General features: G+C 74.0%; 23 protein-coding genes. 10 read left to right on the top strand and 13 right to left on the bottom strand.

Going from position 1 to position 22306, the window contains the following annotated elements:
- Positions 1–5 precede the first annotated feature (5 nt).
- Together ACRAKJ_RS07585 and ACRAKJ_RS07580 are read right to left on the bottom strand one after the other, a co-directional pair.
- On the bottom strand, positions 6–770 hold the full coding sequence (locus ACRAKJ_RS07585) for a maleylpyruvate isomerase family mycothiol-dependent enzyme (protein ID WP_438925391.1): 765 nt from the start codon (positions 768–770) through the stop codon (positions 6–8).
- On the bottom strand, positions 767–904 hold the full coding sequence (locus ACRAKJ_RS07580) for a hypothetical protein (protein WP_447008902.1): 138 nt from the start codon (positions 902–904) through the stop codon (positions 767–769). Before ACRAKJ_RS07580 ends, ACRAKJ_RS07585 begins: the two co-directional genes overlap by 4 nt.
- A gap of 182 nt (positions 905–1086) precedes the next feature.
- Here ACRAKJ_RS07580 and ACRAKJ_RS07575 point away from each other — a divergent pair, with 182 nt between their 5' ends.
- Positions 1087–1587: a YbaK/EbsC family protein gene (locus ACRAKJ_RS07575; protein ID WP_438926345.1), complete on the top strand. Its 501-nt coding sequence runs from the start codon at positions 1087–1089 to the stop codon at positions 1585–1587.
- A complete protein-coding gene (locus ACRAKJ_RS07570) occupies positions 1584–2144 on the top strand; it encodes a GNAT family N-acetyltransferase (RefSeq protein WP_438926344.1) in 561 nt (186 codons plus the stop codon). Before ACRAKJ_RS07575 ends, ACRAKJ_RS07570 begins: the two co-directional genes overlap by 4 nt.
- A gap of 85 nt (positions 2145–2229) precedes the next feature.
- On the opposite strand, the gene ACRAKJ_RS07565 is transcribed toward ACRAKJ_RS07570, so the two are convergent.
- Both ACRAKJ_RS07565 and ACRAKJ_RS07560 read right to left on the bottom strand, forming a co-directional pair.
- Positions 2230–2853, bottom strand: coding sequence for a CHAP domain-containing protein (locus ACRAKJ_RS07565; RefSeq protein WP_438926343.1), 624 nt, complete (start codon positions 2851–2853; stop codon positions 2230–2232).
- 89 nt (positions 2854–2942) lie between these two features.
- Positions 2943–4622, bottom strand: coding sequence for a DUF885 domain-containing protein (locus ACRAKJ_RS07560; RefSeq protein WP_438926342.1), 1680 nt, complete (start codon positions 4620–4622; stop codon positions 2943–2945).
- A gap of 105 nt (positions 4623–4727) precedes the next feature.
- Here ACRAKJ_RS07560 and ACRAKJ_RS07555 point away from each other — a divergent pair, with 105 nt between their 5' ends.
- Positions 4728–5378 carry a DUF3153 domain-containing protein gene (locus ACRAKJ_RS07555; protein WP_438926341.1) on the top strand — a complete coding sequence of 217 codons (651 nt, stop codon included), beginning with the start codon at positions 4728–4730 and terminating at the stop codon, positions 5376–5378.
- Between the two features lie 43 nt (positions 5379–5421).
- On the top strand, positions 5422–5865 hold the full coding sequence (locus tag ACRAKJ_RS07550) for a carboxymuconolactone decarboxylase family protein (protein WP_438926340.1): 444 nt from the start codon (positions 5422–5424) through the stop codon (positions 5863–5865).
- A 147-nt stretch (positions 5866–6012) separates the two neighbouring features.
- Here the strand turns inward: ACRAKJ_RS07550 and ACRAKJ_RS07545 are convergent, their stop codons facing one another.
- Complete coding sequence (locus ACRAKJ_RS07545; protein ID WP_438926339.1) at positions 6013–6897, bottom strand: methylenetetrahydrofolate reductase; 885 nt, start codon at positions 6895–6897, stop codon at positions 6013–6015.
- Positions 6898–7001: 104 nt separating this feature from the next.
- Between ACRAKJ_RS07545 and ACRAKJ_RS07540 the strand changes: the two genes are divergently transcribed.
- The 3 genes from ACRAKJ_RS07540 to mptB all read left to right on the top strand — a co-directional run bounded on the left by ACRAKJ_RS07540 (position 7002) and on the right by mptB (position 11263).
- Positions 7002–8069: a polyprenyl synthetase family protein gene (locus ACRAKJ_RS07540; RefSeq protein ID WP_438926338.1), complete on the top strand. Its 1068-nt coding sequence runs from the start codon at positions 7002–7004 to the stop codon at positions 8067–8069.
- Between the two features lie 2 nt (positions 8070–8071).
- Positions 8072–9565: a phytoene desaturase family protein gene (crtI, locus tag ACRAKJ_RS07535; RefSeq protein ID WP_438926337.1), complete on the top strand. Its 1494-nt coding sequence runs from the start codon at positions 8072–8074 to the stop codon at positions 9563–9565.
- A 174-nt stretch (positions 9566–9739) separates the two neighbouring features.
- Positions 9740–11263 carry a polyprenol phosphomannose-dependent alpha 1,6 mannosyltransferase MptB gene (gene mptB / locus ACRAKJ_RS07530; protein ID WP_438926336.1) on the top strand — a complete coding sequence of 508 codons (1524 nt, stop codon included), beginning with the start codon at positions 9740–9742 and terminating at the stop codon, positions 11261–11263.
- A gap of 77 nt (positions 11264–11340) precedes the next feature.
- On the opposite strand, the gene ACRAKJ_RS07525 is transcribed toward mptB, so the two are convergent.
- Positions 11341–11706, bottom strand: a complete 366-nt coding sequence (locus tag ACRAKJ_RS07525) for an Rv2175c family DNA-binding protein (RefSeq protein WP_438926335.1) — start codon at positions 11704–11706, stop codon at positions 11341–11343.
- Positions 11707–11891: 185 nt separating this feature from the next.
- On the opposite strand from ACRAKJ_RS07525, the gene ACRAKJ_RS07520 reads away from it, so the two are divergent.
- A complete protein-coding gene (locus ACRAKJ_RS07520; RefSeq protein ID WP_447008901.1) occupies positions 11892–14063 on the top strand; it encodes a PASTA domain-containing protein in 2172 nt (723 codons plus the stop codon).
- Positions 14064–14143: 80 nt separating this feature from the next.
- On the opposite strand, the gene ACRAKJ_RS07515 is transcribed toward ACRAKJ_RS07520, so the two are convergent.
- Positions 14144–15535, bottom strand: coding sequence for a class II 3-deoxy-7-phosphoheptulonate synthase (locus ACRAKJ_RS07515; protein WP_447008900.1), 1392 nt, complete (start codon positions 15533–15535; stop codon positions 14144–14146).
- A gap of 63 nt (positions 15536–15598) precedes the next feature.
- Between ACRAKJ_RS07515 and ACRAKJ_RS07510 the strand changes: the two genes are divergently transcribed.
- Complete coding sequence (locus ACRAKJ_RS07510; RefSeq protein WP_447008899.1) at positions 15599–16612, top strand: DUF2891 domain-containing protein; 1014 nt, start codon at positions 15599–15601, stop codon at positions 16610–16612.
- A gap of 151 nt (positions 16613–16763) precedes the next feature.
- Here the strand turns inward: ACRAKJ_RS07510 and ACRAKJ_RS07505 are convergent, their stop codons facing one another.
- The 3 genes from ACRAKJ_RS07505 to ACRAKJ_RS07495 all read right to left on the bottom strand — a co-directional run bounded on the left by ACRAKJ_RS07505 (position 16764) and on the right by ACRAKJ_RS07495 (position 19207).
- The gene (locus ACRAKJ_RS07505; protein ID WP_438924603.1) at positions 16764–17789 is read right to left on the bottom strand and encodes a 6-phosphofructokinase; all 1026 of its coding nucleotides are present in this window, start codon (positions 17787–17789) and stop codon (positions 16764–16766) included.
- A 111-nt stretch (positions 17790–17900) separates the two neighbouring features.
- Positions 17901–18413, bottom strand: coding sequence for a polyadenylate-specific 3'-exoribonuclease AS (locus tag ACRAKJ_RS07500; protein WP_438924604.1), 513 nt, complete (start codon positions 18411–18413; stop codon positions 17901–17903).
- A gap of 38 nt (positions 18414–18451) precedes the next feature.
- A complete protein-coding gene (locus ACRAKJ_RS07495) occupies positions 18452–19207 on the bottom strand; it encodes a 1-acyl-sn-glycerol-3-phosphate acyltransferase (protein WP_438924630.1) in 756 nt (251 codons plus the stop codon).
- 198 nt (positions 19208–19405) lie between these two features.
- Here ACRAKJ_RS07495 and ACRAKJ_RS07490 point away from each other — a divergent pair, with 198 nt between their 5' ends.
- The gene (locus ACRAKJ_RS07490; protein WP_438924605.1) at positions 19406–19894 is read left to right on the top strand and encodes a hypothetical protein; all 489 of its coding nucleotides are present in this window, start codon (positions 19406–19408) and stop codon (positions 19892–19894) included.
- A 7-nt stretch (positions 19895–19901) separates the two neighbouring features.
- Here ACRAKJ_RS07490 and ACRAKJ_RS07485 read toward each other — a convergent pair whose 3' ends face one another.
- From ACRAKJ_RS07485 to ACRAKJ_RS07475, 3 genes are all read right to left on the bottom strand, one after another.
- Positions 19902–20834: an anti-sigma factor RsbA family regulatory protein gene (locus ACRAKJ_RS07485; protein ID WP_438924606.1), complete on the bottom strand. Its 933-nt coding sequence runs from the start codon at positions 20832–20834 to the stop codon at positions 19902–19904.
- A 91-nt stretch (positions 20835–20925) separates the two neighbouring features.
- A complete protein-coding gene (locus ACRAKJ_RS07480) occupies positions 20926–21897 on the bottom strand; it encodes an ROK family glucokinase (protein ID WP_438924607.1) in 972 nt (323 codons plus the stop codon).
- Positions 21891–22304: a hypothetical protein gene (locus ACRAKJ_RS07475; protein ID WP_438924608.1), complete on the bottom strand. Its 414-nt coding sequence runs from the start codon at positions 22302–22304 to the stop codon at positions 21891–21893. Before ACRAKJ_RS07475 ends, ACRAKJ_RS07480 begins: the two co-directional genes overlap by 7 nt.
- Positions 22305–22306: the final 2 nt, after the last annotated feature.

The following is a 22306-nucleotide window of genomic DNA, read 5'->3' as shown; positions in this document are numbered from 1 at the left end:
GCGCCCTACTTCGTGGCCAACCGCAGCAACGCCCACAGCTGCGCGATGGCGTCGTGGTCACCGGTGGGGGGCGGCAGCTCGCGGTCCGGGATGCGGCCCCACAGCCAGCGGTAGAGCTGCATCGGCGTGCCGCTGACCTCGCCGTCCGCCGAGGACGCCTCGTCGGGCAGCAGCATCCCCGCCGTCGCGGGTTCCGGCCCCGCCGCGGCGATCCACGTCCGCGACGGCGTGCGCACCGCCACCGACCCCCGCCGCGTGCCCCGCACGCCGAGGAGGTCCAGCCGGTGCCCCAGCCACAGGGTCAGCACCTCGTCGATGCCGTCCTCGGCGACGTCGTCGTCCACCGGGTCCACCGGCAGCCCCGCCGCCGACTGCACGTCCATCCGGTGCACGGTGGACTCGTGCGCGAGCCGCCTCGCCCAGAACGCGGCCGTCCGCTCGGCGGGCCACCACGTCTCGCAGAAGTCGTCCGGGTCACGCACCCGCAGCGCCCGCACCAGCGCGGGCACGCCGGTGCGCACGTACTCCTCCAGCGGCTGCCCGCGGCCGGGGTCCTGCTGCCACACCAGGGGTTGCCTGCCCTCCCTCAACCAGGTCGACACCATCCGGTAGGTGCTGCCGACGTGCCGGGCCGTCTCGCCCAGGTTCAGACCGGGGCACGCGGGCACCTGGCGTTCCGGGCGCTGCCCGGCCACCGAGGCGGCCAGGCGTTCGGCCTCCAGTTCGACGACGTCGATCAGGCGGTCGTACTCGACCAGTCCCCTGCTCACTGTGTCCTGTCCTCGTAGGTGATCTCGTGGACCAGCTCGGTGAACCGCGCCCGTTCGGCGCGCGAGGTCGTCGGCGGCTCTCGGCGCACCCGCCGACGCCGGCGGGAGGGGGAGGCGGGGAAGGGCGAAGTCATCTCGCGGCCTCCTCGCGGCGTCGGGACGGCGACGACCGCCGCGGGGAGACGGCGGCACTTGGTGGTGGGGCGCTTCCCCCGCCCCACCACCAAGGCATTGCTCGAACAGGTGTTCGAGCCGACCAAGACTATCCTGCCGGCCCGGCACTCCTCAACCCGGCCGCGCGTGGTCTCATGAACGGGTGAGCGCACTCGACCACCCCGGCATCCGCAAGGTCGCCGCCGCCCTGGCCGAAGCGGGGCACCACGACGCGGCGAACGGCATCCGCGTGCTGGCCGACGCCGTCCGCACCGCCGCCGCGGCGGCCGAGGCCGTGGGCGTGCCGGTAGGGGCCATCGCCAACAGCCTCGTGTTCGCCGCCGTGAAGGGCGACGCGACCACCCCGCTGCTCGTGCTCACCTCGGGCGCGCACCGCGCGGACACCGGGAAGCTCGCCGCCCTCGCCGGGGTCGACCGCATCGACCGCGCCACCCCGGACTTCGTCCGTCAGCACACCGGCCAGGTCATCGGCGGCGTCTCCCCGGTCGGCCACCCCGCGCCCATCCGGACGTTCGTCGACGTGGCCCTGGAGCGGTACGAGGTGGTGTGGGCCGCGGCGGGGCACCCGCACGCCGTCTACCCCACCACCTGCGCCGGCCTGGTCGACCTGACCGGCGGCACGCCCGCCGAGGTCGCGCAGTGACCGCCGCACCGTCTCAGCGGCTCGTCGAGCTGTCCGCGCGCGAGCTGAACGCCCGCCTCAGCGAGGCGCTGGCGCTGTACGTGAGCGCCATGGACTACCCGCCCGGCACGGCCGAGCAGCGCGCGCCCATGTGGTTGGCGCACATGCTGCGCGAGGGCTGGCGGTGCGTGGTGGCCCTCGGCGAGGAGGACGAGCTGATCGGCATCGGCTACGGCTACCGGGGCTCGGTGGGCCAGTGGTGGCACGAGCAGGTGCGGCACGGCCTGACCACGGTCGCCGGGCCGACCGCGGTCGAGGAGTGGATGCGCGACTACTTCGAGCTGACCGAGCTGCACGTCCTGCCGCGCGCCCAGGGCCGGGGCCTCGGCGAGCAGCTGCTGCGCAGCCTCCTGGCCGGCGTCACGACGTCGCGCGTGCTGCTGTCCACGCCGGAGGGCCCGAGCAAGGCGTGGCGCCTGTACCGGCGCATGGGGTTCGCGGACGTGCTGCGGCACTACCAGTTCACCGGCGACCCGCGCCCGTTCGCCGTCCTGGGCCGGACCCTGCCGGTGGACTAGCCCCCGGCCCGCGGGCCGGACCCCGCGAACCGGACCACGCGGGCCGGGTCCGCGGACCGGATCGGCCCGCGGACCGGCCGGCGGGTCAGAACGGGGACACGAACCCGGTGGCCTTCAGGTACTTCCCGGCGTTCAGCCCCTCGATCGGGCGCAGCTTCGAGTAGACGACGCGCTCGCCGAAGTTGCCCTCGACCGTCCGCACGTGCGTGGCCTTGAGCCCGGTCCGGTCGTACTTGACCTCGACCACCAGCCCGACGTGCGCGTGGAAGTCGGGGAAGTTGCCGTACACGACGGCGTCGCCCGGCTCCACGTCCCGCTCGGAGACGTCCTTCCAGCGGCCGTTGGCCTTGCCCCACTTCTGCCAGTACGTCGCCCAGTGGCCCTGCTCCAGCACGGACGCGCCGGGCGCGGGCCGCATCGACGGCTTGTCCACCACGCCCGCGGTCGCCCACGCCCAGTTGACGAACACGCCGCACCACTCGGCCGGGCGCAGCACGCCCGGTTCCACGTCCTGGTACTTCTGCGGGTAGTAGTTGCCGTTGCCCTCGCGCTGGCCGACCTCGCGCAGCGCGTGGTCCACGATGTCCTGCCGGATGCGCCACTGCGCCTGGTCGCCCACCCCGGGCTGGGCCTGCGCTGGTGCCGCCCCGAGGAGCAGCAACGCGACCGCCAGCGCCCCGAGCGCGGCGCGCCTCGTACGTCCGCCCATCGGTCCCCCCTCACTCGTACGCACGACAATCAAACACCGACCCCGGTGACCTGCGCGTGAGGCACCGGGGTCGGAATCGAACCAGAACGTCAGAGTTCCGCCAACCGCTCGCGCAGCGTGTCCAGGCCCATGGCGCCCATCTCCAGCGCCCGCGTGTGGAACGCCTTGAGGTCGAAGTCGGCCCCGTGCCGCGCCCGCGCGTCCTCGCGCGCGGCCAGCCACAGCCGCTCGCCGATCTTGTACGACGGGGCCTGGCCGGGCCAGCCCAGGTAGCGGTCGATCTCGTCGTGCACGTGCGACGCGTCGGTGATCGTGCGGGTGAGCATGAACTCCAGCCCCAGCTCCGGCGTCCACCGCTCGCCCTCGTGGAACCCGGTCCCCCTCGGGATCTCCAGCTCCAGGTGCATGCCGATGTCGATGATCACCCGGGCCGCGCGGAACAGGTGCGCGTCGAGCATCCCGAGCAGGTCGCCGTCGTCCTCCAGGTAGCCCAGCTCTCGCATCAGCCGCTCGGAGTACAGCGCCCAGCCCTCGCCGTGGCCGGAGACCCAGCACAGCAGCCGCTGGAAGTCGTTGAGCCGCTCGGCCTGGTACACCGCCGTCGCGACCTGGAGGTGGTGGCCGGGCACGCCCTCGTGGTAGACGGTCGAGACCTCGCGCCAGGTGGAGAACTCCTGCTTGTCGTCCGGCACGGACCACCACATGCGGCCGGGCCGGGAGAAGTCCGGCGTCGGGCCCGTGTAGTAGGCGCCCACACCCCCGCCGGGCGGCGCGATGCGGCACTCCAGCGCCATCAGCTCGTCGGGCAGCTCGAAGTGCACGTCCCGCACCTCGCGGAGCGCCTTGTCCGACAGCTCCTGCATCCACGACTGGAGGCCGTCCTTGCCGTGCACCAGGTACCGGGGGTCCGCGTCCAGCGCGGCGGCGGCCTCGGCCAGGCCGGCGCCGGGCTTGATCCGGTTCGCGACCTGCCGCATCTCGGTCTCGATGCGGGTGAACTCCGCCCAGCCCCACTCGTAGGCCTCGGCCAGGTCCAGCCGCGACCCGGTGAAGAAGCGCGACTGGAGGCGGTAGACGTCCTCGCCCACCGCGTCCTTCTCCGGCGCGCGGGGCGCCAGCTCGGCGCGCAGGAACGCCGCCAGGTCCCCGTAGGCCGAGGCCGCCGCCTCGGCGCCGGCCCGCAGCTCCGTCCGCAGCGCGCCGTCACCGGGGGCGCCCGCGACGAAGCCCGCGAAGAACGACGGCCGATCGCCGCGCCCGGCCCACGTGTCGCACTGCTCGGCGACCTTGGTGACCTGGCGCAGCGCGGCGACCCGCCCCTTGTCCGCGGACGACGCCAGGCCGGCGCGCAGGTTGGCCAGCGCCTCCGGCACGGCCTTGAGCCGCTGGGCGATCACGGCCCAGTCGTCCTCCGTGGAGGTCGGCATCTGGTCGAACACCTCGCGCAGCGACTGCACGGGGCTCGCGATCACGTTGAGGTTGCCCTCGACCAGGCCGGCCTCGTGCAGCTCCACCTCCAGGCCGACGCGCTCCAGGAACACGGCCTTGGCGTCGGCCTCCGACTTGTCCGCCGGCTCGGCCGCCCCGACCGCGGCGAGGGCCTTGCGGGCCAGTTCCTCCCGGGCCGCGTGGCCCTCCGGCGAGTAGTCGGGCAACCGGTGGTCGTGGCCGGGCTTGCCGATGGCGGTCGCGACCAGCGGGTCCGCCGCCGCGTAGTCGGCCACGAACTGGTTGCTGATGCCGTGCACGCCGGCCTGGGAGGTTGACATGCGCCGCACGTTACCGGCGGCCCCTGTACCACCGACAGGTATTTAGCGAGGCTCACGATTCTGGACCACCGGTCAACTTTTGACGGCAGCCGGCAGGATGACCGCGTGCCCAGGGCCTCCGCGCTCCTCCTGCCGGTCTTCCTCCTCGCGCTGCTGTCGCTGACGGGGTGCGTCAGGCTGCACGCCGCCATGGCGTTGTCGCAGGACGACCGCGTGTCCGGCGAGATCACCGCCGCCACTCCCCCCGCGCGGGACAACGACCCGGGCCCCCAGCTCAAGGTGCCGGAGGAGCTGGCCGGCCGGGTCACCACCAAGCCGTACGCCGTGGACGGGTACGTCGGCACCCAGGTGTTCTTCAGCGGCCTGGCGTTCGACGAGGTGCGGGCCCTGTCGATCGCGACCAGCGCCTCGTCCAGCCGCTACCAGCTGAACTTCCGCCGCTCCGGCGACCTGGTGTCGCTGTCCGGCTCGGTGGACCTGACCCAGGTGCCGCCGGAGCGGGCCGACATCCAGGTGAAGATCAGCTTCCCGGGTGAAATCATCGACACGAACGGGCGAGAAGAGGACAACGCCACCATCGCCTGGTCACCCAAACCGGGCCAAGCCTCGATGCTGAACGCCACCGTCCGCTACGAGGGCGACAACGCCGTCTCGTACTTCGGGTGGACGATGCTGGTGGCCGGGCTGACCGGCGGCGCGGCGCTCATCGTCGTGGTCCTGGCGGTGGTCGCGCACAGGCGCAGCGCGCTGGCCTGACGGCCCCCTGTCACACCTCGCCGGGCCGCCCCGTCCCATGGGCATGAGGATGAACTTCGCCGCGGTCGCCCCCGAGGCGTACCAGCTGATGATCGCCCTGAACACCTACGTCACCGAGAACGTGGACCACACGCTCCTCGAACTGGTGAAGCTGCGCGCCTCCGTCCTCAACGGCTGCGCGTTCTGCGTCGACATGCACACCCAGGACGCCCTCAAGGCGGGCGAGAACCCCCAGCGCCTCTTCGCGGTCGCCGTCTGGCGCGAGTCCCGGTTCTTCGACGACACCGAGCGGGTCGCCCTCGAACTGACCGACGCCGTGACGCGGCTGGGCGAGCACGGCGTGCCCGACGAGCTGTGGCAGCGGGCCGCGGCGGCGTTCGGCGAGAAGGGGCTGGCGGACCTGCTGGCGCTGGTGATCAGCATCAACGGCCTCAACCGCCTGGCCGTGACCCTCGACTCGGCCACCGAGCGGCACCTGCACGCCTGAGGGCCGCGCGGCCGTCCCCGCTCCCCGGAGGCACCGGGCACCGGGGACGGCCGCACCGGCTGACCGCGTCGGTCAGTCCCGCGCCGGTCGGGCCGGCGATGGTCAGGCCGGCGATGGTCAGGCCGGCGATGGTCAGGCCCGCGTCGGTCAGGCCCGCGCCGGGACCAGCCCCAGCCGCCCGACGACCTCGCGCGTCGCCCTCGACCGGTTGAACGTGTAGAAGTGCAGCGCCGGCACGCCCTCCGCCAGCAGCCGCTCCCCCATCTCCGTCACCAGGTCCACCCCGGCCTCGCGGAACGCCGCCGCGTCCCCCGCCAGCGGCTCCAGCCGGCGCGCCACCGCGGCCGGCAGCGGGGCGCCCGACAGCTCCACCGTCTTGGCCAGCGTCCGCGGCGTCGTCAACGGCATCAGCCCCGGCAGCACCGGTGTGTCGCAGCCCACCGCGACCACCCGGTCGCGCAGCCTCAGGAAGTCCTCCACGTCCAGGAACAGCTGCGCGATGGCGAAGTCCGCCCCCGCCCGCAGCTTGCTCACCAGGTACTTCGTGTCCTCGTCCAGGCTCGCCGACCGGGGGTGCCCGTACGGGAACGCGGACACGCCCACGCAGAAGTCGCCCAGCTCCCGGCACAGCCGCACGAGCTGCTCCGCGTACGTCAGCCCCTGCGGGTGCGGCACCCACTCGCCGTGGGGGTCGCCGGGCGGGTCGCCGCGCACCGCCAGGATGTTGCGCACGCCGACCGCCGCGTACCAGCCGATGACGTTGCGCAGCTCGGCCACCGAGTGGTCCACGGCCGTCAGGTGCGCCATCGGCACCAGGGTCGTCTCCTGCACGACGCGCCCGGTGGTCCGGATGGTCCGGTCGCGCGTCGAGCCGCCCGCGCCGTAGGTGATCGACACGAACGCCGGGTCCAGCGGCTCCAGCTCCCGGATCGCGCGCCACAGCACCGTCTCGTCCGCCGCGTCGCGGGGCGGGAAGAACTCCACGGAGAACACGGGGGAGTCCCCGCTCAGGCGCTCGACCACCGACGTCATGCCACCAGCCTAAAGGCACCCCCAACCCGTGGGAGGAACCTTTCACCAGATGGGACCGACCACCCGGTTGGGCAGGCCCCCGGGGCAGGGGCGACGATAGGCGGGTGCCGCTCCACCCCCTGGACCTCGAACTGCCCAAGCACGTCGACGCGGCGTTGGCGGGATACCTGGCCGACCGCCGGGTCCTGGGTGCGCGGATGGAGGAGAACTTCACCGGCGCGGTCGACGCGCTGGCCGACTTCGTCCTCGGCGGCGGCAAGCGCATCCGCCCCACCTTCGCCTGGTGGGGCTGGCGCGCCGCGGGCGGCGACCCGGAGGGCCCGGGGACGCCGGCGGTCCTCACCGCGGTCAGCTCCCTCGAACTGATCCAGGCGTGCGCCCTCGTGCACGACGACCTGATGGACGCCTCCGAGACCCGCCGGGGCATGCCGACCGTGCACGTCCGGTTCGCCGAGCGGCACCGCGAGCGGGGGTGGCTCGGCGAACCCGAGCGGTTCGGCCTGGCCGCCGCCGTGCTGATCGGCGACGTGGCCCTGGCCTGGGCCGACGACATGCTGTTCGCCGCCGGCCTGCCCACCGACGCCCTCCAGCGCCTCAGCCTGCCGTGGCGGGACATGCGCACCGAGATGCTGGCCGGCCAGTACCTCGACGTGCTCACCCAGGCCCGGGGCGACTCCTCGCCCGACGCCGCGCTGCGCATCGACCGCCTCAAGACCGCCGCCTACACCGTCGAACGCCCGCTGCACATGGGCGCGGCCATCGGCGGCGGCTCGCCCGAGCTGGTCGACGGCCTGCGCGCGTTCGGCCGGGACATCGGCGTGGCGTTCCAGCTGCGCGACGACCTGCTCGGCGTGTTCGGCGACCCGGCCGTCACCGGCAAGCCCGCGGGCGACGACCTGCGCGAGGGCAAGCGCACCCTGCTCGTGGCGCTGGGCATGCAGCGCGGCGCGGACGTGCTGCACGAGGCGCTGGGCCGCCCCGACCTGGACCCCGCCACCGTCGACCTGGCCCGCGCCCAGCTCCGCGACGTCGGCGCGGTGGACGCCGTCGAGCGGCGGATCACCGAGCTGACCACGTCCGCGCTGGCCGCGCTGGCCGCCGCGCCCGTCGCCGAACCGGCCGCCGACCGCCTCGCCGAACTCGCCATCAGCGCCACCGAACGGACCCACTGACGATGCGCACCGTCACCGGCCGCACCGACCACGTCGTCGTGGTCGGTGCGGGTCTCGCCGGGCTGTCCGCGACCCTGCACCTGCTCGGCGCGGGCCGCCGCGTCACCGTGGTCGAGCGCGACGCCGTGCCGGGCGGCCGGGCCGGGCGGCTCGACCTCGGCGGCTACCGCTTCGACACCGGCCCCACCGTGCTGACCATGCCGGAGCTGGTGGACGAGGCGCTGCACGCGGTCGGCGACTCGCTGGCCGACCGGCTCGACCTCCTCCCGGTCGACCCCGCCTACCGGGCCAGGTTCGCCGACGGCTCCGTCCTCGACGTGCGCGCCGACGCGGACGCCATGGAGGACGAGGTGCGCCGGTTCGCCGGTCCGCGCGAGGCGGCGGGCTACCGCGACCTGCGCCGCTGGCTGACCGAGCTGTACCGGGTGGAGCGCGACTCGTTCATCGGGGCGAACTTCGACTCGCCGTTCTCCCTCCTCACCCCGCACCTGGCCAGGCTCGCCGCCCTGCGCGGGTTCGCCCGCCTCGGCCCCTCCGTCGCCCGCTTCCTGCGCGACGAGCGCCTGCAGCGCGTCTTCTCCTTCCAGTCCCTGTACGCGGGCGTGCCGCCCCGCCGCGCGCTCGCCGCCTACGCCGTGATCGCCTACATGGACACGGTCGCGGGCGTGCACCACCCGCGCGGCGGGATGCGGGCGCTGCCGGACGCCCTCGCCGCCGCCGCGGTCGACGCGGGCGCCGACGTGCGCTACCAGACGCCGGTGGCGTGGCTGGAGCGCGTCGGCGGGCGGGTGAGCGCCGTGCGCACCACCCGCGGCGAGCGCATCCCGTGCGACGCGGTCGTGCTCACCCCGGACCTGCCCGCCGCCTACCGGCTGCTCGGCCACCGCCCGCGCCGGCCGCTCCCGATCACCTGGTCGCCGTCGGCCGTCGTGCTGCACGCGGGCGTGTCGCGCACCTGGCCCGAGCTGGCCCACCACACCCTCTTCTTCGGTGCCGCGTGGGAGCGGACGTTCGACGAGCTGACCCGGCTCGGCACGCCGATGAGCGACCCGTCGCTGCTGGTCACCGCCCCGCCCGAGCAGGGCATGTTCGTGCTGGCCCCGGCGCCGAACCTGCACGCCGGCCCGGTCGACTGGGCCCGCGTCGGCCCGGCCTACCGCGACGAGCTCGTGGCCACCCTCGAACAGCGCGGCCTGACCGGGTTCGGCGACGCCGTCGAGGTGGAGCGCCTGGTCACCCCGCTCGACTGGGCCGGGATGGGCCTGGCCGCGGGCACCCCGTTCTCGGCGGCGCACACGGTCGCGCAGACCGGGCCGTTCCGGCCGCGCAACCTGGTGCTCGACAACGCGGTGCTGGCGGGCTGCGGCACCACGCCGGGCGTCGGCGTGCCGCCGGTGCTGATCTCCGGCCGGCTGGCCGCGCAGCGGATCACCGGCGCGAGCGCCCGCGCGCCGCGCCGCCTGCTCGCCGCCCACCGGGCACGCGCGCGCTCCTGAGGGGCCGCCGCGAAAGGCACCCGAACCGGACGGCGCCGCACGTCGAATACTCCATGTGGTCACTCCCCCGGGTGATCACGACGTGCGAGGATCGCCCCGGGCGTTACGAGCCCGTCACCGGGTTGCACCATCACGTGCCGGTCCCTCCTGGCCTTGTGCAACGATGTTCCCGCGATGGCCGCGACCCCGTCCCTCCCCCGATCGAGCGCCGCACCTGTCGAGCCGGTGCGGTCGTCGGCTACCCAGGCGCAGGACCGGCCGGACCCGGGCGGCATCCCGATCCGCACCATCCTGCTCGGCGTGGGCGGCGTCATGCTGCTCGCGCTCGGCGGCACCGGCGCGGGCGCGATCCTCAAGCGCGACCCGCTGCTCGCCGACACCTCGCTGAGCTGGATCAGGTACGGCCACGGCCACGACCTGGCCACCGCCGTCCTCTACCTCGGCCTGGGCATGGTGATCTGGTCGTGGGTCAGGCTCGGCCGGATGGTCCGCAACCGGCACGTGGGCAGCGCCGCCGTGCTCACCGCGATCGTCGCCTGGACGCTGCCCCTGCTCTTCGCGCCACCGCTGTTCAGCAAGGACATCTACAGCTACCTCGCCCAGGGCCAGCTCGCGCTCAACGGCCTGGACCCGTACTCGGTCGGCCCGGCGGTGCTCCAGAGCCCGCTGTCGGACAACGTGAGCTGGGTGTGGCAGAACACGCCCGCCCCCTACGGCCCGCTGTTCCTGATGCTCGCCGAGGGCGTCGTCTGGTCGACCGGCGCCAGCGTGATCGGCGGCGTCGTCGTCATGCGGTTCGTGCTGGCGTGCGGCCTGCTCCTGCTGTGCTGGGCGCTGCCCGGCCTCACCCGCCACCTGGGCGGGCGGCCCGCGACCGCGCTGTGGGTGGCCGCGGCGAACCCGCTGATGCTCGTGCACCTCATCGGCGGCGCGCACAACGACCTGCTGATGGTCGGCCTGCTGGCCGCCGGCGTGCTCCTCGTGCTCGACCGCAGGCACGTGCTGGGCCTGGCCGTGGTCACGCTCGCGTTCGCGGTGAAGGCCACCGCCGTCGTCGCCCTGCCGTTCCTCGTCCTGGTGTGGGCGAGGCGGCTGCACGGCACGCGCGCCGCCCAGCTCGGCAAGGCCATCACCGGCGGCGTGGCGGTGTTCGTCGCCGTGTTCGCCGGCACCACCCTGGTCTCCGGCCTGGACCTCGGCTGGATACCGGCGCTCAGCTCGTCGTCGACGATCGTGAACTGGCTGTCGCTGCCCAGCGCGGTCGGCGACTTCGCGCACACGGTGGTCGACGCGTTCGTCCGGGTCGAGCCGGGCTGGTTCATGACCGTCGCGCGCGGCCTCGGGTCGCTGCTGCTGGTCTACATCGCGTGGCGGCAGTGGTGGGCGGCGCAGGACGGCGGCCCGGACGCGGTGCGGCGGGCGGCGATCACGATGTTCGCCGTCGCGGTGCTGTCCCCGGCCACCCTGCCCTGGTACTTCAGCTGGCCGCTGGTGATGGCGGCGGCGTTCCACTGGTCCGGGACGGCGTTGAAGGCGGGCGCGTTCTTCTCCGTCTGGATGCTGCTCGTCACCTACCCCAACGGCGACACGGCGCTGTACTCGTGGGGCTACCTGGCCTGCACGGCCCTGGTGTCGGCGCTGGCCTGCGCGTCGCTGACCAGACCGGACCCCCTGAAGCTGTCCAGCCGGTACGCGTGACCGCGGGGCTCGGCGCCCGGGCGACCCGCTCTGGGGCCGCCCGGACGCCGGTCGACGGGGAGGTGGTGCGCGGTCGGCTAGAAGGCCAGCGCCTGGGCGCGGCGCTTCACCTCGCGGCCCCGGTCGCCGCGCAGCGCCTCGACGGGCGTGCCCGGCAGGGTCTCGTCCTCGGTGAACAGCCACCGGAGGATCTCTTCGGTCGAGTAACCGGAGTCGCGCAGCACCGTGATGGTGCCGGGCAGCCCCTTCACCACGCCTCCGGCGGCGAGGAAGTCGGCGGGGACGACGAGGACACCGTTCCGGCGCTCCGCGAGGAGTTGGCCGTCGCGCAGCAGCTGGTGGACACGGTTGATCGGCAGGCCAAGCCGCTCTCCGACCTCGGGGAGGTCGAGGACCTCGAGGTCGGGAGCCAGCACATCCGCAGCGGCAGGAATCGCACTCACGTGCGTCACGATGCCACAACGCCGGGAGCGATGCCCTGCGCCAACCGGGTGGTGGGGGTACACCCCCGGGTCGCCTGCCGGACACCCCCTGTTCCGCGGGGCTTTGACGCGGAGCCCACACGCGCGCGTGGGACCATCCAGCGCACAGCACCGATCGGCACCACCCCACCGTACGATCCACGGCTGTGGAAAGGTCGGCGACGAACGTGATCGGCGGGCTGCTCGAACAACGCTACCGGGTCGGCACCCTGGTGGCGCGGGGCGGCATGTCCTCCGTGTACCGCGGTGTGGACACCCGCCTGGAGCGCCCCGTGGCCATCAAGGTCATGGACCCGAGGTTCTCCGCGGACCCGCAGTTCGTCGCGCGGTTCGAGCGCGAGGCGCGGGCCGCGGCGAAGCTCCACCACCCCGGCGTCGTGCAGGTGCACGACCAGGGCGTGGACGAGGACCGGGTCTTCCTGGTGATGGAGCTGGTCGAGGGCGGCACGCTGCGCGACCTGCTCAACGAGCGCGGCAGGCTCGACGTGCCGCTGGCGCTGACCGTGCTGGAGAAGGTGCTCTCGCCGCTGGCCGCGGCGCACCGCGCCGACCTCGTGCACCGCGACGTGAAGCCGGAGAACGTGCTGATCGGGCGCGGCGGCGCGGTGAAGGTCGCCGACTTCGGCCTGGTCCGGGCGATGTCCACGGCGGGCGTCACGAGCGACTCGGTGATCCTCGGCACGGTCGCCTACCTCTCGCCCGAGCAGGTCACCACCGGCACCACGGACGCCCGCAGCGACGTGTACTCGGCGGGCGTGCTGCTGTACGAGATGCTGACCGGCGCGCCGCCGTTCGTGGGCGACAACGCGATCTCCGTGGCGTACCGGCACGTGAACGACGAGGTGCCGCCGGTGCCGGACGTGCCCGCCGAGGTGGCGGAGCTGGTGCGCCGGGCGACCCGCAAGGAGCCGTTCCTGCGGCCCGCGGACGCCGACTCGTTCCTGTCCGAGGTGGAGGCCGTGCGGGCCCGGCTCGGCCTGGTGAGCGCCGACGTGCCGGTGGTGGCCGCCGCCGAACCGGCCGCGTCGACGCCCTCCCCGTCCGCGCCCCCGTCCCCGTCCGCGCCACCGCCCGACCCGGCCGACCAGGCGACGCAGGTCCAGCCCCACCCGCTGGCCCGGCCCGTGGCGTTCGTCGAGCCGGGCACCCAGCAGGTGCCCGCGCCCGGTCCCGGCGAGCAGACCGTGCACATCCAACCGGTCCGGGTCGGCGCGGGCGTGGGCACGGCGTTCGCCGACCCCACGGTGCCCGTGCACCGCCCCAACCCGCTCGTCACGCCGGTCAGCGGCCCGCAGGGCACGCGGGCCATCCCGCGCGGCGCCTTCCAGCCCGTGCCGCCCGTGGAGGCGCCCAGGACCGCGCCCAGGCCGAGGCCGCGCCCCCGGCGGGCGCCGAAGAAGAAGACGCCCGAGCAGTTGCAGGCGGAGCTGCAGGCGCGCAGCAAGCGCCAGTTCATCACCTGGATCAGCGTCGTCGGCGTCGCCGCGCTCGTCATCGGCGTGACGACCTGGTGGTTCTCGATCGGCCGGGTCACCAACGTGCCCGAGCTGGTCGGCCGGGACGAGTCGACGGCCATCTCGCTGATCACCGCCGCCTCCCTCAAGCACACCGTGCGGACCGAGAACAGCGACACGGTGCCCGCCGGCGAGGTCATCAGCACCGACCCGCCCGCGGGCACCGAGACCACGCAGGGCGAGCTGGTGCGGCTCGTGGTGTCGGCGGGCAAGCCCGTGGTGCCGCAGGTGCAGTCCGGCGTCGACCCGGCGGTGGCCGAGCAGGAGATCAGGTCCGTCGGGCTCCAGGCGAAGGTGGACCCGGCGAAGGAGGCGTTCAGCGACCGCGTGCCCAAGGGCAAGGTGGTCACGCTCGACCCCGCGCCCGGCACGCCGGTGCCGATCGGCTCGACCGTGGTGATCGTGCTCAGCAAGGGCGTGCAGCCGCGGCCGGTGCCGAGCGTGACCGGCAAGTCGAAGGACGAGGCGTTCGCCGAGCTGAGCGCCGCCGGGTTCGAGCCGGTCGAGGGGCCCGGCGAGTTCTCCGAGTCCGTGGACGCGGGCAAGGTCGTGCGCACCGACCCGGCCGCGGGCTCGAACGTGTCGGGCGCCGACCGGCGGGTGACCGTGTTCCTGTCGAACGCGGTGACCGTGCCCCAGGTCGAGGGCAAGCGCGTCAAGGACGCCAAGGAGGACCTGGAGAAGGCGGGCCTCAAGGTGGACGTGCAGTTCAACAACAACGACCGGGCCCGCGTGGTCAACCAGTCCGTGCGCGCCGGGCAGCGCGTGCCCAAGGACACCCAGGTCACGCTGATCGCCCTCTGAGCACCCCCGTGGACGACCGCGGCCCCCGACCTCGGCGAGGTCGGGGGCCGCGGTACGTCCGGGGTCGACGCGTCCGGGGGTCAGCTGCGCAGCATCTCCGCGACGAGGAACGCCAGCTCCAGCGACTGCTGGGTGTTCAGGCGCGGGTCGCACGCCGTCTCGTAGCGGCCCGCGAGGTCCAGGTCGGAGATCTCCTGGGCGCCGCCGAGGCACTCGGTGACGTCCTCGCCGGTCAGCTCGATGTGGATGCCGCCGGGGTGGGTGCCGAGGCGGCGGTGCACCTCGAAGAAGCCCTGGACCTCGTCGACGATCCGGTCGAAGTGCCGGGTCTTGTAGCCGGTGGACGACTCGTGCGTGTTGCCGTGCATCGGGTCGCACTGCCAGATGACCTGGTGGCCGGAGGCGGTGACCTTCTCGACGATGGGCGGCAGCACGTCGCGCACCTTGCCGTTGCCCATGCGGCTGATCAGCGTGAGCCGGCCGGCCTGGTTGTGCGGGTCGAGGCGCTCGACGTACTCGACGGCCATCTCCGGCGTCGTCGACGGGCCGATCTTCAGGCCGATCGGGTTGGACAGCAGCTCGGCGAACGCGATGTGCGCGCCGTCCAGCTGCCGGGTCCGCTCGCCGATCCACAGGAAGTGCGCCGACAGGTCGTACAGCCTCGGCTGCCGCTCGTCGGTCACGTCCAGGCGCAGCAGGGCCCGCTCGTAGTCGAGCAGCAGGGCCTCGTGCGAGGCGAAGATCTCGGTGGTGTGCAGCGAGGTGTCGTTCACGCCGCACGCCGACATGAAGCGCAGGCCCCGGTCGATCTCGCCGGCCAGCGCCTCGTACCGCTCGCCCGCGGGCGAGGTGCGCACGAAGTCCTTGTTCCAGTCGTGCAGCCGGTGCAGGTCGGCCATGCCCGCGGTGGTCACGGCGCGCAGCAGGTTCATCGCCGCGCCCGCGTTGGCGTAGGCGCGGATCATCCGACCCGGGTCCGGCACGCGCGCCTCGGGCGTCGCGACCAGCGAGTTCACGATGTCGCCGCGGTAGGACGGCAGGCCCAGCGCGTCGATGCCCGACGAGCGCGGCTTGGCGTACTGACCGGCGATGCGGCCGATCTTCACCACCGGCAGGCTCGCGCCGTAGGTGAGCACGACGGCCATCTGGAGCAGGGTCCGGACGTTCGCGCGGATGTGCGGCTCGGTGTTGTCCGCGAACGTCTCCGCGCAGTCGCCGCCCTGCAGCAGAAAAGCCTCGCCCCGGGCGACCTCGGCCAGGTTGCCGCGCAGCCGGTCGATCTCGGCGGGCACGGTGATGGGCGGCACGCTCTCCAGCACGGCGCGCACGCGGCGCACCTGCTCGGCGTCCGGCCACTCCGGCTGCTGCGCCGCCGGGCGGGCCAGCGCGTCGTCGAGCCGGTCGCGGAGCTCGGGCGGGAGGGGCGGAAGCTCGGGAAGCGTGTCAACGGGCACGTCCACGGTCCAGTTCACACGTTAAAGATAGCTGTCCACATGGCAGGACGGGCGCGGGTCCGGCTGTGCATGATGTGGCGCATGGTCGACACCCGTCTGGATGACGACACGGCGGCGCGCCTGCTGGCGACCGCGGTGGAGAACGTGCGCCGGGACCTGCCCGTGCACTGGAGCCACGTCGTCTCCTCCGACGCCGACCTGGTGCCGCAGCGGGAGCTGCACCCGATCTTCGCCGGGTCGTTCGACTGGCACTCGTGCGTGCACCAGACCTGGTTGGCGGTGCGCCTGCTGCGGGTGCGGCCGTCCGTCGCCGGCGCGGACGAGGCCCGCCGGGTGCTCGACGGGCTGATCACCCGGGCCAACGCCGAGGTCGAGGCGGCGTTCTTCGACGGGCCGAACGGCGGGTTCTGGGAGCGGCCCTACGGGTGGGCGTGGCTGCTGGTGCTGGACGCGGAGCTGCGCACGTGGGGTTCGCCGTGGGCGGGGGCGCTGGCGCCGTTGAGCGGGGTGCTGCGTGACCGTTATCTCGTCAAGGTGGCCGGGGCGCGACTGCCGGTGCGCACCGGGACGCACGGCAACACCGCGTTCGCGACGGGGCTCGTGCTCGACGCGGCGCGCGCGGTGGGCGACGAGGAGCTGGCGGCGGCGTGCGCGGGGGCGGCGCTGCGCTGGCACCGCGAGGACGCCGGGTACGGCGGGTTCGAGCCGGACGCGTCGGACTTCCTGTCCCCCGCGCTGACCGAGGCCGACCTGGTGCGGCGGGTGCTGCCGGCCGACGAGTTCACCGCGTGGTTCGAGGCGTTCCTGCCGGACCTGGACGAGGCGCGCTGGAAGGTGCTGCGCGAGCCCGTGCCGGTGGACGAGCCGGGCGACCCGCACGGTTCCCACCTGGTGGGCCTGGCCCTCTCCCGCGCCTGGCAGTGGCGGGCCGTCGCCGACGCCCTCCCGGGCACCCACCGCTACGCGGACCTGGCCCGCACCGCCGCCGCGGACCACCGCGCCGCCGGCCTGCGCCACGTCTTCGGCCACGGCTACTACGCCGAGCACTGGCTGGGCACGTTCGCCACCTACCTGCACCTGGGCGCCCTCGGCTGACCCGAACGTAGAACTCACCGGTCCCGCACGTACGACTCTCGGGTCCTGGGTGTTGGACTCTCGCGAGAGTCCAACACCCAGGACCCCTGAGTTCTACGTCCAGGCCCCCCGGACCTGGGGTTCGGGGGGCCTGGACGTGGTGCGGAGGGGTTTAGCCGAAGAAGACCTCGGCCTCCTGGTAGCGCTCCAGCGGCACGGTCTTCAGCTCGGCGGTCGCCTCGGCCAGCTTCACGCGCACGATGTCCGTGCCCTTCAGCGCGACCATGACGCCGAAGTCGCCCTCGGCGACGGCGTCCACGGCGTGCAGGCCGAACCGGGTGGCGAGCACGCGGTCGTACGCGGTGGGGACGCCGCCGCGCTGCACGTGGCCCAGCACGACCGCGCGGGACTCCTTGCCGGTGCGCTCGGCGATCTCCTCGGCCAGCCAGGTGCCGACGCCGCCCAGCCGCACGTGGCCGAACGCGTCCTTCTCACCGGAGTGCAGCACCTCGGCGCCGCCCTGCGGGATCGCGCCCTCGGCGACCACGATGATCGGGGCGTACTGGCGCTCGAAGCGGCGCTCCACCCACTCGATGACCTGGTCGACGTTGAACTCGCGCTCGGGCACGAGGATGACGTTGGCGCCGCCGGCGAGGCCGGAGTGCAGCGCGATCCAGCCGGCGTGCCGGCCCATGACCTCGACGACGAGGGCGCGGTGGTGGGACTCGGCCGTGGTGCGGAGCCGGTCGATCGCCTCGGTCGCGATGTGCACGGCGGTGTCGAAGCCGAACGTGTAGTCGGTCGCGCCCAGGTCGTTGTCGATGGTCTTCGGCACGCCCACGACGCCGATGCCGTCGTCGGTCAGGCGCTTGGCGACACCCAGGGTGTCCTCGCCGCCGATGGCGATGAGGGCGTCGACGCCGTTCTCCTTGAGCACCTCGCGGATGCGGTCGACACCGCCCTCGACCTTGTAGGGGTTGGTGCGCGACGAACCGAGGATCGTGCCACCCCGGGTCAGGATGTCCTCGACGTCGGCGAGCCCGATCGGCTTGGTCAGGTTCTCGATCGGTCCCCGCCACCCGTTGCGGAAGCCCACGATGTCCCAGCCGTGGGCCTCGATGCCCTTGCGGACCACACCGCGGATGACCGCGTTGAGGCCGGGACAGTCGCCACCGCCGGTGAGCACACCAATACGCATTTGCTTAGCCAATCTCTCTCGTGGCGTGGGTCACCCAAGCGTGACACGTGCTGGATCGGTGCAGCAAGGCAGGGTCCACCCACCGGACGTGACGAACGGGAGAACGCCGGGTCAACGCTGGGAGAACCCGCGGCGCAGGCGCTCCAGCTCGATCACCTTCCACCGCGCCAGGTTGTGCCGGGCGTCGGCCAGCGCGTCGTGCGCGTCGGCGGGCGCCTGCGGCAGGCGCGGCTTGCCCACGTCCTCCCAGCGCTGCCGCAGGTCGCGGGTGAAGCGCGGCAGGCAGCGCGGCAGCGCGGGCATCGGCCCCCAGAGCTGCGCCAGCGCCACGTGGTCGTAGGCCGCGAACCACGCCCACAGCTCGATGTCGTCCCGGTTGGCCTTGGGGCCGCCGAGGAAGTCGAGCAGGTCCTCCCGGATGCGCTCCCGGCTGCGCCAAGCCTTGCTGGCGGGCGGCGGCAGCTGGTTCAGCACGTTCGCCCGCACCCACGGCCCGGCCTTGGCCGGGTCGAACTCGGTGGACACGGCGTAGAACTCGCGGCCTTCCTCGTCGACCACGCCGATGGAGACGAGGTCGATGGTGACCCCGTCCTCGATGAACTCACAGTCGTAGAAGAACCGCACGCGCACACCCTAGGGGGTGCCGGTCGTCGGGGTCCTGGTCAGCCCGCCTTCGTCTCGGGCAGCCGGTCGGGCGGCGGGACCTGCCCGGCGGACGGCGAGCCGGCGGACGACGAGCCGCCGGGCACCTCCTTGGCCTTGGCCGCGTAGACGTCCACGTACTCCTGCCCGGACAGCTCCATCAGGGCGTACATGATCTCGTCGGTGATGGACCGCAGCACGAACCGGTCGCCGGACAGCCCCTCGTAGCGGGAGAAGTCCAACGGCTTGCCGATCTTGATCCGGATCGGGTAGGGCTTCCACATCTTCGAGCCGATGGGGTTGGCCTTGTCCGTGCCGAACATCGCGATCGGGATGACCGGCGCGCCCGACTCCAGGGCGATCCAGGCCACGCCGACCTTGCCCTTGTAGAGCCGGCCGTCCGGCGAGCGGGTGCCCTCCGGGTAGATGCCGAGCAGCTTGCCCTCGCGCACGATCCGCACGCCGGTGTCCAGCGCCCCCTGCGCCGCCGACGCGCTGGACCGGTCGATCGGCACCTGCCCGACGCCGGAGAAGAACCAGCGCTGGAGGGCGCCCTTGAAGCCCTTCCCGGTGAAGTACTCGATCTTGGCGGGGAAGGTGACCCGGCGGGACAGCTTCAGCGGGAGGAAGAACGAGTCGGAGACCGCGAGGTGGTTGCTCGCGAGGATGGCTCCGCCCTCCTTGGGGATGTTCTCCGCGCCCTCGATGATCCGGGGTCGGAAGAACAACTTCAGGAGTGGCCCGAGAAAGATGTGTTTCATCAACCAGTACAGCACCGGTAGGAGCGCCTCCTCGACGTGCTTGATCCCCACGCCAGCCTACGGAGCCGACACCACAAGGCACAACGAAGACCCGCGCGGAGGGGGTACGGTCCGGTGATCGCCCGTCTGACGCGATCCGCAACGCACCGGGGTCGTGGGACGATGGAACCCCTGGCACCCGCCTGTGAAGGCTCGGAGGGTTGGAGCACGCCGATGAACTCCCGACGCGACCCGACCGACGGGCCGGAGGACGTGGACGCGACCTTCGCCGAGATCGTCGCGGGCCTGGAGCGCGAGGGCGTCGGCAGGCGCGCCTGGTCCGACGACGAGGCGGACGACGCAGCGGACGACCAGGCCGACGACGAGGCGGAGCCGGTGAGGCCGGCGAACCCCGGGAGCGGACCGGCGGTGGCCACCGCCGAGGACGACCCCGACGACCTCGACGAGGACGACCCCGACAGCCACTACGTGCCGCCCGACCCGCCGCCGCTGCCCGCGCTGCGGCCCGGGACGATCGCGGCGCTGGTGCTGATCCTGCTGGGCGTGGTGGTGCTGGTCGCCCCCGGCCTGTTCGGGCTGACGGGCGCGGTCGGCACGCCGCTGGCGCTGGTGGTGATGTGCTCGGGCGCCGGGTGGCTGGTGCTGCGGATGCGCAGCGGGCCGCCGCCGGACTCCGGCTGGGACGACGGGGCGGTGCTGTGAGCGCCGCTCAGGAGCCCACGGTCACGCGGATCGTGTAGCCCTCGTCGTCGCGCGTCATCGCCACGTCGCGGCACGTGCGGTGGGTGAGCCACAGGCCGATGCCGGCGCTCGTCGTGTCCTTGGTCGGCATCAGCCCGGCCAGCGGCGACGACGGCCCCGAGCCGCGGTCGGTCACGGCGACGACCACGCGCGTGCGGCCGGCCCAGGCGCGCACGGACACCGGCGGCTTGCCGTGGCACAGCGCGTTGGTCACGGCCTCGCTGGTCGCGTACACGACGTCGTCGCGCTCGTCCCCGGTCAGCGCGGTCGTCGCGACCACCGCGGTCACCGCGTGCCTGGCCTCGGCGGGCGACGGGTCGGTCAGCGCCACGGCGGGCGGGCCGGCCTGGAGCGGGTCGGGGTCGGCGGCGGGCCACGCCCAGCGCGTCGAGTGCTCGGGGTTGGCGGCGTGCCCGCCGTCCGGGCCCACCACGTACGGGTGGGTGCGCAGCACGTCCGCCAGCACCGCGGCCGGGGTGGTGCGCAGGTCGTAGGGGCACAGCCCCCACAGCGGGAACTCGTCGAACACCTCGTTGACCGCGGCCTCGTAGCGCGACCACCAGCCCCACGCGGCGCCGGTCCCGGGGTGCGGCACGTCGCCGACCACGCGGATCTGGTGCGCCCCGGCGTACCCGGCGAACAGCCTGCGGTAGGCGAGGATCGCGTCCGTCGGGCGGCGGTACTGGTCGGCGCACGGCAGGAACACGACGGCCGAGGGGTCGGACACGGCGTCGCGCAGCAGGCGCTCGTTGGCCTCCACGCACGCCACCAGCACCGGTTCGCCGTGCGCGAGGCCCTCGTCCAGGAACGGCACGACGAGGTCGAGGAAGCCGTCGTCGCTGCCGTAGAACGCCGTCTCGTGGAAGTAACCGGCGTGCCCGCTCGCCGCGCCGGTCCTCACGCCGACCCCGGCACGTCGAGCGGTGACACCGGGTCCGGTCCCGGGACACCGCGGGTGCGCATGACGCGACTGTACGCGGCGCGGGCGGCGCTCAGCGGGCCCGACCGTTGCGGGCGGCACGGCCGACGACGTCCCGCGCGAGGGTCGCCACGCCGACGATGCCGGCGTCGTCGCCGAGCTGCGCGGGGCGGATGCGGGCCAGCGGGCGGTGCCCCGCGCCGGTCACCACGGCCGCGTAGCGGTCGCGCGCCTCGTCGAGGAACAGCGGCGCGGACTCGGACACGCCGCCGCCGATCACCACGACCTCCGGGTCGTACACGTCCGCGACGAGGGCCAGCCCCTCGCCGAGCCAGCGGGCCAGGTCGGCCAGGGCGCGCAGCGCGAGCGGGTCGCCGTCGCGGGCCGCGGCGGCGACGCGGCGCCCGGTGACCGCCCGCGAGTCACCCAGCGACTCGCGGGTGAGCAGGGTCGACGCGCCGGGGTGACGGGCCAGCAGCTCGACCGCGGTGGTGCTCAGCGCCGTGCCGCTGCAGTAGCGCTCCCAGCAACCGTTCTTGCCGCACGGGCAGGGCCTGCCGTCGGGCACGAGCCGCAGGTGGCCCAGCTCCGGCGCCACGCCGTGCGCGCCGCGGAACACCTCGCCGTCGATGAGCAGCGCGCCGCCGATGCCGGTGCCGATGGCCACGAGCGCGGCGACGCCGGCGCCGCGGGCCGCGCCGAACCGGTGCTCGGCGAGCGCGGCGGCGTTGGCGTCGTGCTCCAGGACGACGGGCATCCCGACGCGGCGGGAGATCCGGTCCGCCACGGGCGCCTGCCGCCACGCCAGGTGCGGCGCGAACCGCACCGTGCGGCGGTCGGGGGCGACGAACCCGGCCACGGCCAGGCCCACCGCGGTCACCCGGTGCCGCGAGGCGACCTCGGCGACGGTCGCGCCGATGGCCTCCTCCAGGGCTTCCTCACCGCTGGGGGTCGCCGCGCGCGCCGTGTCGAGCACCGCGCCGTCACCGTCCACCACGCCGGCGCGCACGCTCGTGCCGCCGACGTCGACGCCGATGGTCAGCACCGGCTCCCCCGCGCGCGGCGGACGACCGGGATGTGCTGCACGCGCGGCCTCCCCGACCCCGCGTCCGGCTCCGACCCCGCGTCCGGCTCCGACCCCGCGTCCGGCTCCGACCCCGGGTCGGGTCCGGCGGCGGGAGCGGCGGCCCGCTCGGGTTCGGCCAGCGCGGCGCGCAGCACGGCGACCAGCCCGGCCAGGTGCTCGGCGGCCTTCGCGGCCAGCTCGGAGCGGTCGCCCCGGGCCAGCGCCACCGCGTTGCACAGCGGGCACCAGCCGCAGGTCCGCGCGTCGTGGCCCTCGCCGCCCGGCCGGTCCTCGTCCTGGTGGGCGACCCGGTGCAGCCACGGTTGGGCTCTCTCGGCGGCGGCGTCGAGCAGCAGGCGCAGTTCCTCGGCGAGCTTGGCGTCCACGT

The organism is Saccharothrix sp. DSM 118769 (genome assembly GCF_052936295.1).
The sequence above is the reverse complement of the archived record's forward strand: the minus strand, read 5'-3'. Positions and strand labels throughout refer to the sequence as shown.

What these genes read in the sequence shown, in the direction of transcription:
- ACRAKJ_RS07490 (WP_438924605.1), top strand. Translation starts at nt 19,406, where the DNA reads ATGAACTCCCGACGCGACCCGACCGACGGGCCGGAGGACGTGGACGCG.
- ACRAKJ_RS07580 (WP_447008902.1), bottom strand. Translation starts at nt 904, where the DNA reads ATGACTTCGCCCTTCCCCGCCTCCCCCTCCCGCCGGCGTCGGCGGGTG.
- ACRAKJ_RS07565 (WP_438926343.1), bottom strand. Translation starts at nt 2,853, where the DNA reads ATGGGCGGACGTACGAGGCGCGCCGCGCTCGGGGCGCTGGCGGTCGCG.
- ACRAKJ_RS07505 (WP_438924603.1), bottom strand. Translation starts at nt 17,789, where the DNA reads ATGCGTATTGGTGTGCTCACCGGCGGTGGCGACTGTCCCGGCCTCAAC.
- ACRAKJ_RS07560 (WP_438926342.1), bottom strand. Translation starts at nt 4,622, where the DNA reads ATGTCAACCTCCCAGGCCGGCGTGCACGGCATCAGCAACCAGTTCGTG.
- crtI (WP_438926337.1), top strand. Translation starts at nt 8,072, where the DNA reads ATGCGCACCGTCACCGGCCGCACCGACCACGTCGTCGTGGTCGGTGCG.
- mptB (WP_438926336.1), top strand. Translation starts at nt 9,740, where the DNA reads ATGGCCGCGACCCCGTCCCTCCCCCGATCGAGCGCCGCACCTGTCGAG.
- ACRAKJ_RS07550 (WP_438926340.1), top strand. Translation starts at nt 5,422, where the DNA reads ATGAGGATGAACTTCGCCGCGGTCGCCCCCGAGGCGTACCAGCTGATG.
- ACRAKJ_RS07510 (WP_447008899.1), top strand. Translation starts at nt 15,599, where the DNA reads ATGGTCGACACCCGTCTGGATGACGACACGGCGGCGCGCCTGCTGGCG.
- ACRAKJ_RS07545 (WP_438926339.1), bottom strand. Translation starts at nt 6,897, where the DNA reads ATGACGTCGGTGGTCGAGCGCCTGAGCGGGGACTCCCCCGTGTTCTCC.